The organism is Niallia tiangongensis, assembly GCF_044704065.1.
Lineage (GTDB): Bacteria > Bacillota > Bacilli > Bacillales > Cytobacillaceae > Niallia > Niallia tiangongensis.
Map to the genome: position 1 here is coordinate 3,044,999 of NZ_CP162613.1, position 14,557 is coordinate 3,059,555.

Sequence of the window (14,557 nt, forward strand, 5' to 3'; positions counted from 1 at the left end):
GAATTACCCCTTTATGCTGATTCCTTTATTTTAATACAACTTCTGCTTGTTTTACTAATTTTAAGAATAGCTTCCTATCCCTTCTTTCCGTACATCCATATTTTCTATTAAACAGAAACTTTCTTGCCATCAAAAAATCAAAAAGGAATAAGGTCCTTCTATAAAAGAAAGCATGTAAATTAATTTTTAGACATAAGATGTAAAGTATCCTATTAGAAAAGGAGGGAATTCATTATGCCTTCATTTTACAAAGAATATCACCCTTATATCAGTCCGTTTGATCCCTGTCCACCGATGAAAACAAAAGTATACTCAACGCCGCCCAATTTATATCTTGGTTTTCAACCACCTCACCTTCCTCAGTTTAGTCCAATGGAAGCTTTAAAAGCAGGGACGTTATGGAAAACCTTTTACGACCCTTACTACAGTCCATATGAGAAAAAAAGTTAAGGGGGTGAAAAAATAATGAAACAGCTTCCACCTGAATATTATCAATTATTAGAACAGCTCCAAGCCATTGACTTTGTACTAGTCGAACTTACCTTATATTTAGATACCCATCATCATGATCAAGATGCCATTAATCAATTTAACCATTATGTAAAAGAACGAGAAAAATTCAAGAAGTTATACGAAAGCAAATATAGTCCTTTATTGCAATATGGAAATAGCCCATCTGGTTCACCATGGGATTGGGATTCAGCCCCTTGGCCTTGGCAAGTATAAGAGTACTACAAATATTCAATTTTGCGATAAAGGAGAATAGAATCTTATGTGGTTATATGAAAAAAAGTTACAATACCCAGTTAAAGTGAGTACCTGCAATCCAATGCTTGCAAAATTTTTAATTGAACAATATGGAGGTGCCGATGGAGAACTTGCAGCTGCATTAAGATACTTAAATCAAAGGTATTCCATACCTGATCGTGTTATTGGATTATTAACAGACATAGGAACGGAAGAATTCGCTCATTTGGAAATGATTGCCACAATGATATATAAATTGACGAAAGATGCCACACCAGATCAACTAAAAGCGGCAGGTCTTGGTGATCACTATGTTAATCATGATCATGCCTTATTTTACCATGATGCTGCAGGCAATCCTTGGACAGCAACATATATACAGGCAAAAGGAGATCCAATAGCTGATCTTTATGAAGATATAGCTGCCGAGGAAAAGGCTAGGGCCACATACCAATGGATCATTAATATGAGTGATGACCCAGATTTAAATGATAGCCTCCGTTTTCTTAGAGAACGAGAGATTGTACACTCCCAACGATTTAGAGAGGCAGTCGAAATTATCAAAGAGGATCGACAGCAGCGAAAGATTTTTTAAGGTACATTTACTGTTTATACACAAAGAGGCTGGGACATAAGTATTCCAGCCAAAGTTAAAGCCAAACAATTACACGAAAATTTGTATGATTGTTTGGCTTTTTAATCGGCTTGTAAAAAAGCTATTTCAGTTGTTATCACCCGCAGCCTGAATACACTTCGCTTTCCATGGGGCTCGCGCTAAAGCCGCGGTCTGCCTTTAGCCTGGAGGGTCTCAGGCTGTCTCGCTAATCCCCGTGGTGTCTACGTGTATTCAGCCTGCTTCATATTTCCTACTAATTTATTTTTTTTGAAAAAACAATATTTTTTTAGGAAATTGCCTTTAAAAACAGAGTGGAATGGAGCGGAGGACACTCGACTCCTGCGGGAAGTAGAGCAAAACCTAAGACCCCACAGGCTTTAGCCGAGGAGGCTTAGGGCCCTGCGCATCGTGTGTCTGTAGCGCAATGGAACGAATTAGTTTTTACACTTGACAATATTTAAAAACGTAAATAATCAGTATATGAAAGTAACCTTTATTTAAGAGCTAAATTAGAGATTGTTCGTCTTTACAGATTATCTATTTAGTTTTGTCCCAGCCTCTTTGTTCTATATAAATTACGTTTAAAATAAAGTGAACCTTCCACCAATAGCGATTCCTTCCTCCCCCACTGATAGTTAGTTGAACCAATCGGACCTTTATGGACAGTTGATACCCCACCTATCTTCTTCGAATTCTCATAAGCTTGTGGTTGAGACTTACTATCCGTATAGGTGGGATAAATAACTCTATTGCTATCCTTATCTCCATTTATTTTTTACTTTGCTTGATGGAATAAATTAATATCGTAGGAATCTTTAATTTTATTATATATTTCATGTCGACTATTCCATGTTTCACTATTCCCAAATAAATCTTTACTTTTATCAATAAACTCGCAACGTAAATCATGATATTCTTTTTCTGCTTTATCCCTTTTTTGTCTCAATACATTCATATACCCAAATACTCCGATTATAAATAGAAGAATATACAGATTAATGCTTTCTTCCACATATACCGAAAACATTACAGCAAATGAATGGGAATAAGGAATAGCAATTTGCTTATAAAGCCAAAGAAAATAACAAAAGGTTGTAAAGATAGTAAACCACATAATTAGTAAGTGCCGGTTTTTTAACTTATCAAATTTTTCCTTTTTCTCAATTATTTTTAGGATAACTTTTTTTGTTGTACCATCTAACACATAGTTTTCAGGGAAGATTGAGCTTTCCAAAGTCACTCCCTCCTTCAAATAGCGCATTTTAAAAGTCTCTGTTCAAACATAAGCCTTCTATGCATAAACAACACAACTTATCAATCGCTTTAATAAATTATATGTAGTTAGAGGACAAGTTAGAATAAATTAATTATGGGTCTAATACAATTTTCAATGTTTGCCCTAATTGAACCTGATCATTAGCCATATTATTGGAGGATTTAATTTTTTCGATTCCATCTCCATTAGGGTAATAATTTAAAGCAATTCGATATAAAGTTTCTCCTTTTGCTACAGTATGATATACTATCTTCTCATTAGAATTAGTTTGCTCATCAGTTTCTACCTTTTCCTCTTCTGGTTCTTCTTTTTTCGGTGGCTCCTTGATTGTATGCTCAGATTCAGACTTTTCCTCTTTGGCTTTATCCTCTTCTTCGTCAATAACTTTTTCTTTTGAATTATCTGCAGTTACATCTTCCTCTTCTTCTGCTGTATTACTTTCTATTATTAATTCTTCTTGTTCTTCTTCAGGTTTAATCCGCTGTGATTCATTATTTGATGGTTTTTCTTTTTGAATATTCACATTTTCAAATAATCCAGAAGTATTTTCTGTTGATAAAAGATTGGAAAAATTTTTTCCATTTAATAAACTATTTATTAATAATAAGACAACCGGCAATAGCACAAATATAAATGCTAATAAACTAATTATTGGAACTTTAACTTTTTTCTTTTTATTTTTATGAACAGTGCTTCTTGAAGGTAATGACGATTCAACCTGTTCCTCCGATTTTTCCTCTTCATTTATCACTTTTTTTAATCGTTGTTTTTGTAATTCCGCTTGAACCCTATATGGATCTTCTTTTTTCATTTACATCCCATCCTTACAATTCCCCATAAAATCCCCCAAATAAGGAGCTGTTTCTCCACTGAACATTCACTTTGATGCGCTAATTTCCTTCTGAAACAAATTAAACCGAATAATACAGCCGAGCAGGAAATCAATAAGAAAATGCATAATCACTGTTACCCAAAGATTTTCTGTTACTTCAAATAAGACACCAATAACGATACTTACTAATACAACATTAGCAAATAAAAAAGGATTAAATAAATACCGATAATGCATAATAGCAAACAGAAGGCAGCTTAGTAGTAACCCTAAATTCGACTGGATAACTCCACGAAAAAGTAATTCTTCACTAAATGCTACTATTAATGCTATGAACGCAATATGAAAAGGATGTCTATTTTGAAAAACCCGTTTGTTCACACCACCATCATCATGATAATGAGCAGAAAACCGATTCATCAACCAAATATCCATTACTACAACCGCAAGCCCCGCTATAATCCCAATTATAAAATCTGTCCATTCATACTTAAATATTTTGGTTATCGGAGGATTCCATCCAAACACAATCGTATGTAGAACGAAAGCCATAATTAGTAGGATAAATTGCGTCATGTATACATTTTTTAATAAATCACGGTCTGTCAATTGATTAATTATCTCCGTATATTTTGCTTTATTCATTTACATACCCTACTTTTTTATATTTAAAATAAAAGCTAACTGCTCCTTCCAATCAACTTGTGGTTTATCATGTCTATTGTTCCTACTTTGAAAGAAATCAGATAACTCCAATCCACATCTGTCACAGCAATTTTCTTTTCTTTTGCTTTTGTACGTTTCTCCGAAATATTCCAAAATATACTTTCTTCGACAAGTTTCAGAATGTAACCAAGCAATCAGTTCTTGTATTTTTTGTTTTTTTACTTTCACTCTTTCTTCTCGGAATTTACAGTATAATTCAAGAGAGTGCAACAGTTCCTCCATTGATTTATTTTGCGGCTCAATATATGACTCCAAGACTCGCCACTGTGTTTCTGAAAAAAGCATCTGTAATTGATAACTTTCGTTTTTCAACCAATCATCAAATGTTGGGTATTTCCTTAAAAGTGCTTTCCATTTATTAATCTGTAGCTTGTCTGGCAACTCCGATTCAATCAACTGATAAGCAATCCATTCATCGCCTGGTGTATAAAGAACAATCGACACACTCTCGTTCCCATCTCTTCCTGCTCTTCCAATTTCCTGAAGATAAGACTCTAACTGTGTAGGCATATGAAAGTGAATAATGAAACGGATGTCTTCCTTATTGATTCCCATGCCAAATGCACTTGTAGCACAAATAATGTCTAGCTGTCCAGCTTGAAATTGTTGTTGCACAAGGATTCGGTCTTCTTGGGACATTCCTCCATGATAAGCCATTATTCGTTTCGAAGCTCTTTCTTTTAAGAAAGCAACAGTCTGTTCAGCCAACTTTTTACTAGAGAAATACACAATCCCCTGCCCATTAAGGACTTGAATATTCGCAAGAAGCTTCTCCATTTTTTCTTGTGTATGTGCTAGTTCTTCAATATTGATTGCGATATTGGGTCGATCAACGGAATAAATAATCTCCTCTACATTTTCTAGATTTAACGACCTCTTGATATCCTTGCGAATTTCTTCTGTCGCTGTCGCTGTCAAAGCTAAAGTCACGGGGTTATTCAATTTTTGTCGAATTTCCCCTAATTTTTGGTAATCCGGTCGAAAATCATAACCCCATTGTGAAATACAATGTGCTTCATCAATTACAAATAAGCAAATCTTCATTCGTTGAAAAATTTCAAGAACATGAGGCATAGAAATCATTTCTGGGGAAATAAAAATATATTTGTATTGGTTAATTCGTTTAAGTACCCGTTGTTTTTCTCCTGGTGTTAGAAAGGAATTTAAAGCAACTACTCTTTTCTCACCTTTCATCTTCATTTGTTCTACTTGATCCTGCATTAAAGATAAAAGTGGAGATATAATGATGACGGTTCCTTCGAGAAGCCTTCCAGCAAACTGATAACATAACGACTTTCCTGTTCCAGTTGGCAGCATCGCAAGCGTATCTCTTTGATTAAGAATCGAAACAATCGTTTCTTTCTGTCCTCCACGAAAATGAGTTAATTGAAAGTACTCTTTTAGCTTGTCTTCTAATTTCATGATGAATCACCATACCTTGCCATTACCACACGTATCTCAAAATAGGAGACATCCGCTAATTGTTGCTTTATTACCTTTAATGATTTAGACGATGATTGCTCGATACTTTTTTTAATTCTCCTTATTTTTTCCTCGCTCACTAGACTATGAACTGGAAATTCAGGGACATTTAATAATACTTCAATAAGATGATCTTCAATTGTACTTTGCTTTAAATTTCTTATATGAACAATTTCCTCTATATTATAGCCTTTTTGAATAAAATCATATGTTTTTGCTGTTGAAGCCGTAAGCGTAAAATTTTTTTTATTATCCTTGATCATATAACGTAACAATGAATATTCCTCCTTATTAGAAAGGATTCTTTCTATCATAAAATGAAGAATAGCAAGGAAAGATAACTGATATAAGGATGGATCCATTTTCAATTCTAATGCAGCTTGATCTGACGTAAGACCTATTTCTTTCATACCAGTTAATCTGTTAATCAGGATTGCTGGATTTATTTCTATCCCGTCAAGACAGTTTACTAAATCTTTATAGAGGTACTTATTAATTTCGTTTCTTTCCATAGAGATTGAATGGAGTGTCTCTTTCAGCCATAATTGGGTCACAGGATTCCTTTGTACTGGTATATAACGAATACTATTTTCTGACAAATGTGAAGCAACTTGAATAAATAAAGATAGTCTTTGCCAAAAAGGCTCTGTTATAGCATGAAATTTCCAACCGTTTAAATAATTCGGAAGTAGATTCTCCTTTAACAAATTCTCCAACTCTATCTTTCTAGTATCATTAATAAAATAATGATTATCTCCCGACTTAACGAGCCATTTTTCCTTATACAGTATATGAACAACTTCCTCTAATTGCACTCTTGATAACATAGGAAAGGACTGATATAAGGAGGTTAACTGAAAGATATGAATATCTTGGATTGTTTGGGATGATTTTTTGCCATTTAATATATGAAGGATGGAGTATATGGTCCTTTCTCCATTCATTTTATACAAACTTTTAAGAATAATTATTTTTAAAAAGGACATACATTCATCTTCCTCTATATTCGACAAATTTTGTTGAAATTTGTTTGTAATATTTCTTTTATTTTACCATGAATTTAATTGTTAAGTGAACTTTGATATCGCAGCATGTATAGATTTTTTAATAAAAAGAGCGGTAATCTTTAAAGAAACTGCTTGAATTTTTGACTATTTTAAGAAAAGTAATTCTTACTTTCTACTTTTTCTCTCTCTTTTTTATTGAAAAGTTAAAGATTCAGTCTTACAATAAGATAATAGTAAGGAGTATGCCAGTCATGTATATACTCCGTATGAATAACACTGGAGGTTTTTTTACTCATGGCAAAATATACGATTGTTGATAAAGACACATGTATTGCATGTGGGGCTTGCGGAGCTGCGGCGCCTGATATTTATGATTACGATGACGAAGGTATTGCTTTCGTTATGTTAGATGATAATCAAGGAACAGTTGAAGTACCTGAAGTATTACTAGATGATATGTTAGATGCTTTTGAAGGTTGTCCAACTGATTCTATCAAAGTTGCGGATGAATCTTTTGATGGAGATCCACTAAAATTCGAATAGTTTTCTTTATCATACACAGAGCAGAAAGGAATTATGTATCCTTTCTGTTTTTTATTTCTCATGCTGTGCAAAACATCACATAAGAAATTTCCCCACACTAATTAAACAAAAAAAGCAGTTCAGTGCTATATGCTGAACTGCTTTTACGATTAAACGTTTCTAGATGGGATTTGTTTATTAATCCATACACCCATTTTAGAAAATACTAACGCAAAGATTATAGAAATGATGATTCCTTTTAACAGATTGAATGGAATAATTGCTGAAATAATTGTTTGTCTTAATATTGTAGTGTCATTCGGAATTTTCATTAACGCATTATAGAAAGGTAACATGATAAAGTAGTTAAACAGACTCAATAATGCTGTCATGATTAAAATACTTAATGTTAAACCAATAGCCATTCCTTTTTTCGACTTAATTTTATTATAAATAAAGTAAGTTGGTAGTATAAATGAGATTCCAGCGATAAAATTAGCAAAATGTCCAACTGGAATTCCTGTTTCACTTCCTGTAATTAAATAATCCAATATATTTTTTACCAGTTCAACTAATATTCCCGCCACAGGTCCTAAAATAAGTGCTGCAACTAAAGCCGGAATATCGCTAAAATCAACTTTTAAGTAGCTAGGAAATGGTGGAATTGGAAATTTAAGCATCATTAACACATAGGCTAAGCTACTCATCATCCCAATTAAAACATACCTTCTTACATTCATTTTTTTCTTCATTTTCTTCTCTCCTTCTTTTTAGGATCCATCTACCTAAGAAGAAAGATTCAGCAATTTATTAAGAATACTGCAAATAAAAACCCTCAAGCTAAAGATACTTGAGGGAGTAGTTTAAAGGCTGCACACTTAATAAACGTTCTAAAAAGATATTTTGAACGATTGCAGAACCTCCATCTTCTCCCATCCAGACTTTACTGTCGGTTTTGGAATTTCACCAAATCAACCTACCGAAGTAGGGTCACGGACTTTGAGTACAAAACTCATCACCGTCGGTCGGGAATTTCACCCTGCCCCGAAGATAGACCAATATTAATTTGTTGTTTACAATTGTTATTATACATTAAACAAACAATATTTGTGAAGAAGTTTGCTTATAAATTCAAATATTGTTCATAAATTCACATAAGATATACTCCATTTTCATTTAAGTAAGCCTTTATTTTAATTACAAAGGGTCCGGTTGATTCCTCCTTAATAGATAAGGCACACTTTACCTATTCACTGTAACTTCTATGTATATTCCCCACTTCTATCCTCTATAAGGTACTTACTGCTTTTTAGATATATACTCGCTTTCTTATATGGTATCGTTGTATATTCTGAGTCATCTGCTTTCTCCAATTTCAACTCCATTTTCTGCATACTTCTCTTTATGTACTCTTCTTCTAACTTTTTTTCTTCCTCTTGAAGCGAGTTTAATTTAGCAGAGTGAATAGGTTCTGTTACTACATCCTCTATTTCTTCTTGCTCAGCAATTTTTACAGTCTGACCTACTTGTACATTTCCTAATACTAAAATTGGATTTATTGCATTTTCTTTTGTAACGGTCCATTCTTTATTATGTATTTCAAAATGCAAATGCACCCCGGATGAATATCCTGTATTCCCCATTTCACCTATTAATTCACCTTTTTTCACCAACTGTTCTTCCTTGACAAGCCGTTTATTTAAATGAGCATAAACCGTTTCTAAATCATTCTCGTGCTTAACAAAAATAACATTGCCATAGGATTGAGAATAATAAGACTTTGTTACAACCCCTTCATCTACCGCATACACTTTATCCCCTAGTTTTCCTGCAATATCTATTCCTTTATGTGTTCCATTTCTTGTATTGAATGTATCTGTTATTATTCCTTCACTCGGCCAAGTCCACTCTTTTGTACGTTCAGCGATGGAGAACGCTTTTGCTTGTGAATGCTTGCCCCCTAAGAACAGTAAACTAATAAATAATAGCATAATAGCGGCTATAAGTATTCTCCTAATGTAGTCTCCCATTTAGTATCCTCCTTTTCCATTTGTATCAAACTACAGTATTATATTGAATATTTGCTCGAAGAGATCAATGTGAAATTCACCTATCTCAGTTTACATTTAAATAGATTACTCCTCTTCATTTACAGATATACAAAAAATTTGATTCTTACTAAATAAGCTATATGTATGGACCTTTTATGTTTAAATGTATTAGCCATTCTTTCTTTAGACTAACTGTCCCTACTTCCATCTACTCTTTCAACTTATGAGTTCATGTTAATTGTTAGAACTATAGAATATACAGGTGTAAAATGTTTCCGTAATGTAGCTAATAAGATGTTTTTAAAAAAAGAAACAAAAATTATTTTATACGATTATTCTTTTTTTATTCTTTTTTGTTTTTATATTTGAAAAAAGGATTGTAAATGGTTTTCTATAACAGCTACATTTGGTTAATTTCTTAGGGCAGCACCATCTTTTATAAAATTATTTCGAACAAAAAAAAACATAATAAAGAAGCGTCCTATAACGACGCTTCTTCCTTATCATTCTTTTATATCTACTCTATTAGCAGCAACTGGAACAGCTAATTCTTTTGTTAGTTGAAATTCACCAACTGCTTCAACTTTCGTATTCTCAAACTTAACTGTTGAATATTTAAAATCCTTTGCAGTTAAAAGGATAGATTCAATAGCATATAATGTCTTCTGATCTTCTTCCATTTTACTTTCATTTGACAAATGGACAATCAATTGCCCTTTCTTTTCATCCTCTGAAACCTTATCAATATCAATAGTATTAGGGATCGAAGCCGTTAATCCATGAGTTTCAATATCATCTTCCATTGCATCAAAAGCATTTTCAATAGTATCATAGGGTTTTTCCCAAGGTACATATAATGGCCTTTGCATTGACTCATCATCTTCTAAAAGGAAGTAGGCACGCTTTTCCAGCGGTTTAAATTCAATGGTGGTTTCTTTTCGATTCCCTAGTTTTACTCCTAGTTTACCGTCTGTATAAAACACCATTTTCTTTGCACCAATTGTTTGCAATTGCTGCTGAACCAGTGTATTAAAGAAGCCTTCAGAATGTGAACCAAAGTTTGTCAATTCTTGTTTGGTGTCTACTTCGATATTATTATCACTTAAATGATAAGTAAACAGCTCTGGGCTAATCGGGAAATAGTTACTTAACTGTTTATTGACTCCAATCATTTTATTTACATTTTGAACATATAGGTCAAACTTAGATAAATGATTCGGATTTTCAACCAAAATGCTAACAGGAACAATTACTTGGATATTTTCATCAGGGATTGGATAGGTTAATACCTCATAATTACCTACGTCTTCTTGATATATAGCAGTTGGTGCAAGGGATGATGATGCCATTTCTGCTTGCTGATTCGCAAAATCAAAATTTTGTATGTCATTCTTTTCTGCCTCATCGGATATTTTGGCTTTCATTATGGCAGAATTATCAGCAACTTTACTTTCACTATCATATGATTCATTGTTGTCGAAAAAACTTTGACTGATAATAAATAGAAGTATCATTGTGCATACTGTCGCCAATATTGGCATGGATACTCTCGTTCTGCGAACAGATTTCTTTTTCATTTGAATAGTATGATAAATAAATTCCGGGTTTCGCTCATCTTTAATCGATGGCAATTGCTTAAGGGTTTGCTTGATTTTTTCATCATTCCACTTTCTTTTCGGCATATGAATCCTCCTTTCCCCCGTTTTCCTCTAATAAGGTCCGCAGTGCCTTTAAAGCTCGGTGTTGAGTTGTTTTCACTTTACTTTCTGTCCATCCTAATGCTTTCGCTGTTTCTGAAATGGATAGTTCTTGAATATACCGAAATACAATAACCATTCGCTGGTCTACTGTACAATATTGTAATGCACTATATACACTCTTCATTTCTTCTGTTTGTAGTGTAATTTCTTCTGGAAGAAATCCATCTGCTTTTATTTGCTGTTTGGACCAGTCAAACTTATCCATAATGCGTTCTTTCCAATTCTTTTGTTTACGAAAATGGTCGATTGCCACATTTCTAGCAATACTAAATAACCAGGTTTTCTCCGTACTTTTCCCCTCAAAGCGATGATAGGAATTTAGAACGCGAATATAAACTTCTTGCACTAAATCTTCTGCCGTCTCCTTGTGATTAACCATGTAAAATAAAAATTGAAAAACGTCATGATGATACTTAGTATAGATTTCATCAAAAACGGAGTTCATCTTTTCCCCTCCCCCGTTCAATATATTAGTCGTAATATAGCGTAATTAGTTTCAGTTATTTGTAATTAAATCTAGTTTCTTTCACTTATTCTTATAAAGTGAAACTTCCATCAGTGGGTTTTTCCTTCATCTTATATTGATGATTAGTTGAACCATTCAGACCTTTACTGACAGTCGCTCTCCCACCTATCTTTCTCGAATTTCCATAAGCAAGCGTTAAGTCTTACTGAAGTTTAATAATGGGATAAACATAATAAAAAGGGAGTCAAGAAAAGGTTGACCTCACAAGTTATACCTGTATGTAGTAGCTTTCCTACATACAAAATGGAAAAATAGCTTGTAGGGTCAAAATTCTTCCATGACACCCCATACGTTCTATTATGTTAAATTGTTTCTCGTGAATCAAGAAGAATCGGCACTTTCTCTAATTTTCTTCTTTATTTCGAGGTAAAAAGATAAAAAATGTCGTACCTCGACCATATTTACTATATACAGAGATATCGCCACCATGGGCATCAATGATATTTTTTACAATAGCTAATCCTAGGCCTGTCCCAGCATTCCCTCTAGTTCTTGCTTTATCCGCTTTATAAAAACGTTCAAAAACATATGGTAAATCTTCCTCAGGAATACCTGCACCTGTATCCTCAACCTCTATATACACTCCGTAATCATCAGAACGGGCACGTAAAGAAACCGTGCCATCAGTTAGCGTATGTCGTAAACTATTATCCATTATATTGGTTAAAACTTGCTCAATACGATCTGGATCTAGCTCATATTCTCCCATATCTTCTGAAATAGAAACTGTAAACGCTATTTCCTTCTCTTTCGCGATTGTCTTAAACTTTCTTGCAACGCGGTTTATAAATGGATTTAAATCAACTTGTTCTTTTCTTAGCTCTAAATAGCCAGTTTCCATTCGGGCTAAATCTAGAAATTCATTTACTAAACGACCCATTCTTAATGACTCATCGTAGATTATCCGTGCCATTTCTCTCTTTTCTTCCTCTGATTCTGCAATATTATCTACAATAGCCTCACTGTATCCCTGTAACATACTTATCGGAGTTCTAAGTTCATGAGATATATTCGCAATAAAATCAATCCGAAGCTTATCTAATTTCCGTTCCTCTGTCATATCGCGAATAACAACAATTGCTCCTCTGATATCTTTTTTATTATAGAGGGGACTAACAATCATAACCCAGTTTCTTCCTTGTAAAGTGATTTCATCTATCTGTTCATTACCAGTATGAACGGCTAGCTGAAATAATTTCCGCAATTCATTTGGAATTTGAGCTTGCATATCACTCAATTCGCCTTTTTCATAATACCAGTGTTGCAAAAATTTTTCGGCTGGTGGATTAGTAAGGAGCAAGCTCCCATTTCGATTAAGCGTTAGTACCCCATCTGCCATTCCACTTAAAATATTATCGAGCTGTTCTTTTTCTTGGCTTAAGGCGTTCATATTAAAATGTAATCTTCTTGCCATTTCATTGAACGCAATCGAAAGTTCACCGATTTCATCCTGTGCCATTATTGGTACCTTTGTCGCAAAATTACCTTGAGACACTTCAAAGGCAGCTTCTCTCATCATTCTTAAGGGGGCAGTAATCCTTGTTAATAAGAAAAAGGCAAAAATCGTCGTTAAAATAATCGCAATAACAGCAGCTAATACGATAAATTTAGCGGTAGACTCCTTTGATTCATTCATCGATTGTAAAGACTGATAAATAAAAACAGCCCCATCATTCCCATTAACATGAAGAGGAGATCCTACGATTGCTACCTGCTCGGGTATATTCTCCTTATTCTTCCATTTTCTCATCACAACGGTTGGCTTATTGCTTGTTACCACGTTTTGTAATGCTTCATTCTCTTCAATGAAAGAAAAAGTGAGTTCCTGCAGACGACTCTCTGGATAATAATAAACTTGGTCCGGAGAAGAAATAATTATTGCTCCTGTCGAATGATCTAGAAGCTCCCCTACAATTTCTAATCCAGTCTGATTATTATGTTCTTTCATTATTTCTGATATTTTAGTTGCCGTATTGGTTAATTCAGTTTCCGTTTGCTCTGTATAATATTGCTCAAAATACTCCAGTAACATGATTGTAAGAATCGTTAAAACAACGGAAACCAGCAATAAAAAGGTAATCCAAAGCTTAAATACTACGCTTCGCCAAAACTTCATCCATTGTTAACCTCAAACTTATAACCTACTCCCCAAACAGTTACAATCATACTAGCTGCCTCTTCTGAAACTCGATTTAGCTTTTCTCTTAATCGTTTAACATGTGTATCCACTGTTCTTAAATCACCAAAAAATTCGTAATGCCACACTTCTTTTAATAGTAATTCGCGATCAAACACTTTATCTGGCGACTTAGCTAGGAAATACAATAGTTCATATTCCTTTGGAGTTAAACTTACTTCTTTACCGCTAGCCAATACACGATGTGCATCATGATCAATAGTTAATGCTGGAAATATGATAACGTCCTTTGATGAGTTATCGCTTTGTTCAAATGTAGTGGTTGTTGAACGTCTTAAGAGAGCTTTTACTCTTAAAACTACTTCTCTAGGACTAAATGGCTTTACAATATAATCATCTGTGCCAACCTCAAATCCTTGAACTCTATTCACTTCTTCCCCTTTAGCAGTAAGCATGATGACAGGAGTAGTTTTTTTCTCTCTTAATTCCTTGCATACCTCCATACCATCTTTTCCAGGCATCATCAGATCGAGTAAGATAACATCATAATCAGTGTTTAATGCCTTAGAAAGAGCGCTCACTCCATCTTCTGCTTCCTCTACAGTAAACTCTTCTCTTTCTAAGTACATTTTTAAAAGACGTCTAATTCTTTCTTCGTCATCTACCACTAGGATTTTAATTTCCTTCTCCATCGTTCATACCTCCTAACAAAATACACGAAACTATATATAGTACTTTTATGTTTCGCATGTTGCATGTATAAATAAATGCAATTTTGCCTATTTATCTTATGGACTATTATTTATACTGCAGTTTTCCAGTTATATAGCAATTTATTTAGGTGATTTCTCTTATTTGTCACAATTATTATAGCA

15 protein-coding genes and 1 riboswitch are annotated in these 14,557 nt (G+C 33.8%); of the genes, 4 read left to right on the forward strand and 11 right to left on the reverse strand.

The window, feature by feature from the left end; all coding sequences use genetic code 11:
* Positions 1-234: 234 nt before the first annotated feature.
* The 3 genes from AB3U99_RS14620 to AB3U99_RS14630 are packed head-to-tail and all read left to right on the forward strand — an operon-like array spanning position 235 to position 1,342.
* Positions 235-450 (forward strand): spore coat associated protein CotJA, encoded by a 216-nt coding sequence (locus AB3U99_RS14620; protein ID WP_400242051.1) that lies wholly within the window; start codon positions 235-237, stop codon positions 448-450.
* A 15-nt stretch (positions 451-465) separates the two neighbouring features.
* Complete coding sequence (locus AB3U99_RS14625; RefSeq protein WP_400242052.1) at positions 466-726, forward strand: spore coat protein CotJB; 261 nt, start codon at positions 466-468, stop codon at positions 724-726.
* 46 nt (positions 727-772) lie between these two features.
* A complete protein-coding gene (locus tag AB3U99_RS14630; RefSeq protein ID WP_312098608.1) occupies positions 773-1,342 on the forward strand; it encodes a manganese catalase family protein in 570 nt (189 codons plus the stop codon).
* A 796-nt stretch (positions 1,343-2,138) separates the two neighbouring features.
* On the opposite strand, the gene AB3U99_RS14635 is transcribed toward AB3U99_RS14630, so the two are convergent.
* The 5 genes from AB3U99_RS14635 to AB3U99_RS14655 form a co-directional block, all read right to left on the reverse strand.
* Positions 2,139-2,597 carry a DUF2663 family protein gene (locus AB3U99_RS14635; RefSeq protein ID WP_400242054.1) on the reverse strand — a complete coding sequence of 153 codons (459 nt, stop codon included), beginning with the start codon at positions 2,595-2,597 and terminating at the stop codon, positions 2,139-2,141.
* Positions 2,598-2,730: 133 nt separating this feature from the next.
* Positions 2,731-3,450 (reverse strand): LysM peptidoglycan-binding domain-containing protein, encoded by a 720-nt coding sequence (locus tag AB3U99_RS14640; RefSeq protein WP_400242056.1) that lies wholly within the window; start codon positions 3,448-3,450, stop codon positions 2,731-2,733.
* Positions 3,451-3,516: 66 nt separating this feature from the next.
* Entirely contained in the window at positions 3,517-4,116 is a 600-nt protein-coding gene (locus AB3U99_RS14645) for a lysostaphin resistance A-like protein (protein WP_400242058.1), read from the reverse strand.
* Between the two features lie 9 nt (positions 4,117-4,125).
* Positions 4,126-5,619: a RecQ family ATP-dependent DNA helicase gene (locus AB3U99_RS14650; protein ID WP_400242059.1), complete on the reverse strand. Its 1,494-nt coding sequence runs from the start codon at positions 5,617-5,619 to the stop codon at positions 4,126-4,128.
* Complete coding sequence (locus AB3U99_RS14655) at positions 5,616-6,665, reverse strand: helix-turn-helix domain-containing protein (RefSeq protein WP_400242061.1); 1,050 nt, start codon at positions 6,663-6,665, stop codon at positions 5,616-5,618. The genes AB3U99_RS14650 and AB3U99_RS14655 overlap by 4 nt, the downstream gene beginning before the upstream one ends.
* Before the next feature lie 315 nt (positions 6,666-6,980).
* On the opposite strand from AB3U99_RS14655, the gene AB3U99_RS14660 reads away from it, so the two are divergent.
* On the forward strand, positions 6,981-7,229 hold the full coding sequence (locus tag AB3U99_RS14660) for a ferredoxin (protein ID WP_400242063.1): 249 nt from the start codon (positions 6,981-6,983) through the stop codon (positions 7,227-7,229).
* A gap of 149 nt (positions 7,230-7,378) precedes the next feature.
* On the opposite strand, the gene AB3U99_RS14665 is transcribed toward AB3U99_RS14660, so the two are convergent.
* From AB3U99_RS14665 to AB3U99_RS14690, 6 genes are all read right to left on the reverse strand, one after another.
* Positions 7,379-7,960 carry an ECF transporter S component gene (locus AB3U99_RS14665; protein WP_400242065.1) on the reverse strand — a complete coding sequence of 194 codons (582 nt, stop codon included), beginning with the start codon at positions 7,958-7,960 and terminating at the stop codon, positions 7,379-7,381.
* A 168-nt stretch (positions 7,961-8,128) separates the two neighbouring features.
* Positions 8,129-8,264, reverse strand: a riboswitch (FMN riboswitch).
* A gap of 206 nt (positions 8,265-8,470) precedes the next feature.
* Complete coding sequence (locus tag AB3U99_RS14670; RefSeq protein WP_400242067.1) at positions 8,471-9,238, reverse strand: M23 family metallopeptidase; 768 nt, start codon at positions 9,236-9,238, stop codon at positions 8,471-8,473.
* Between the two features lie 524 nt (positions 9,239-9,762).
* The gene (locus tag AB3U99_RS14675; RefSeq protein WP_400242069.1) at positions 9,763-10,941 is read right to left on the reverse strand and encodes a hypothetical protein; all 1,179 of its coding nucleotides are present in this window, start codon (positions 10,939-10,941) and stop codon (positions 9,763-9,765) included.
* Positions 10,919-11,485 carry an RNA polymerase sigma factor SigX gene (sigX, locus tag AB3U99_RS14680; protein WP_400242070.1) on the reverse strand — a complete coding sequence of 189 codons (567 nt, stop codon included), beginning with the start codon at positions 11,483-11,485 and terminating at the stop codon, positions 10,919-10,921. Before sigX ends, AB3U99_RS14675 begins: the two co-directional genes overlap by 23 nt.
* Positions 11,486-11,888: 403 nt before the next feature.
* The gene (locus AB3U99_RS14685; RefSeq protein ID WP_400242072.1) at positions 11,889-13,661 is read right to left on the reverse strand and encodes an ATP-binding protein; all 1,773 of its coding nucleotides are present in this window, start codon (positions 13,659-13,661) and stop codon (positions 11,889-11,891) included.
* Positions 13,658-14,374 (reverse strand): response regulator transcription factor, encoded by a 717-nt coding sequence (locus tag AB3U99_RS14690; protein WP_400242074.1) that lies wholly within the window; start codon positions 14,372-14,374, stop codon positions 13,658-13,660. The genes AB3U99_RS14685 and AB3U99_RS14690 overlap by 4 nt, the downstream gene beginning before the upstream one ends.
* Positions 14,375-14,557 lie beyond the last annotated feature (183 nt).

Coding starts and splice junctions, on each gene's coding strand:
- AB3U99_RS14650 (WP_400242059.1), bottom strand. CDS start 5,619: ATGAAATTAGAAGACAAGCTAAAAGAGTACTTTCAATTAACTCATTTT.
- AB3U99_RS14685 (WP_400242072.1), bottom strand. CDS start 13,661: ATGAAGTTTTGGCGAAGCGTAGTATTTAAGCTTTGGATTACCTTTTTA.
- AB3U99_RS14640 (WP_400242056.1), bottom strand. CDS start 3,450: ATGAAAAAAGAAGATCCATATAGGGTTCAAGCGGAATTACAAAAACAA.
- AB3U99_RS14625 (WP_400242052.1), top strand. CDS start 466: ATGAAACAGCTTCCACCTGAATATTATCAATTATTAGAACAGCTCCAA.
- AB3U99_RS14670 (WP_400242067.1), bottom strand. CDS start 9,238: ATGGGAGACTACATTAGGAGAATACTTATAGCCGCTATTATGCTATTA.
- AB3U99_RS14665 (WP_400242065.1), bottom strand. CDS start 7,960: ATGAAGAAAAAAATGAATGTAAGAAGGTATGTTTTAATTGGGATGATG.
- AB3U99_RS14620 (WP_400242051.1), top strand. CDS start 235: ATGCCTTCATTTTACAAAGAATATCACCCTTATATCAGTCCGTTTGAT.
- AB3U99_RS14660 (WP_400242063.1), top strand. CDS start 6,981: ATGGCAAAATATACGATTGTTGATAAAGACACATGTATTGCATGTGGG.
- AB3U99_RS14690 (WP_400242074.1), bottom strand. CDS start 14,374: ATGGAGAAGGAAATTAAAATCCTAGTGGTAGATGACGAAGAAAGAATT.
- AB3U99_RS14655 (WP_400242061.1), bottom strand. CDS start 6,665: ATGTCCTTTTTAAAAATAATTATTCTTAAAAGTTTGTATAAAATGAAT.
- AB3U99_RS14630 (WP_312098608.1), top strand. CDS start 773: ATGTGGTTATATGAAAAAAAGTTACAATACCCAGTTAAAGTGAGTACC.
- AB3U99_RS14675 (WP_400242069.1), bottom strand. CDS start 10,941: ATGCCGAAAAGAAAGTGGAATGATGAAAAAATCAAGCAAACCCTTAAG.
- AB3U99_RS14645 (WP_400242058.1), bottom strand. CDS start 4,116: ATGAATAAAGCAAAATATACGGAGATAATTAATCAATTGACAGACCGT.